Annotated in this window: 1 pseudogene; it reads right to left on the bottom strand. The window is 41.3% G+C overall.

From position 1 onward, the window contains the following. Positions 1 to 646, bottom strand: a pseudogene (locus M983_RS16615) (DNA mismatch repair protein MutS); the annotation flags it as partial.

Consider the following 646-nt stretch of genomic DNA (forward strand, 5'->3'; position numbering starts at 1 on the left):
TTTTGAGGTTAAGACCTTATCTTCATACTCTTTTAATTCAGGGATAATATAGCGCTCAGCATTTTTAAGTGTTTGACGGCGGACATAATGTATTGGCACTAAACTACTTTGACCACGACTGACTTGAATAAAATAACCATGCACACCATTAAAGCCGACTTTTAAGGTATCAATACCCCATTTTTCACGCTCACGCACTTCGAGTTTATCAAGGTAATCACTTGCGCCATCAGCTAACGATCGCCATTCGTCTAGTTCTTCATGGTAACCTGGCGCAATAACGCCACCATCACGGACTAAGACTGGTGGTGTGTCTACAATTGCTTTTTCTAAGAGCTCACGTAGTTCATCAAAATGACTGATACGTTGTTGTAACTCTTTAATATAAGGCATATCAGCTTGTTCAAGAATAGAATGAATATCTTGATACTGCTGAAAAGCATGACGCATGCGTGAAAGATCACGAGGACGCGCTGAACGTAATGCTAAACGTGCTAATACACGCTCTAAATCACCAATTTGACGTAAAAACGGCTGTAACTCAAAGTAAAGCGGTTGTAAGGCAGAGATTGCATCTTGACGTTTAGTCAGTTGTGTTTGCTGACGCAGTGGTGTGTGTATCCAACGCTTAAGCATACGGCTTCCC

This window comes from Proteus myxofaciens ATCC 19692 (assembly GCF_001654855.1).
GTDB lineage: Bacteria > Pseudomonadota > Gammaproteobacteria > Enterobacterales > Enterobacteriaceae > Proteus > Proteus myxofaciens.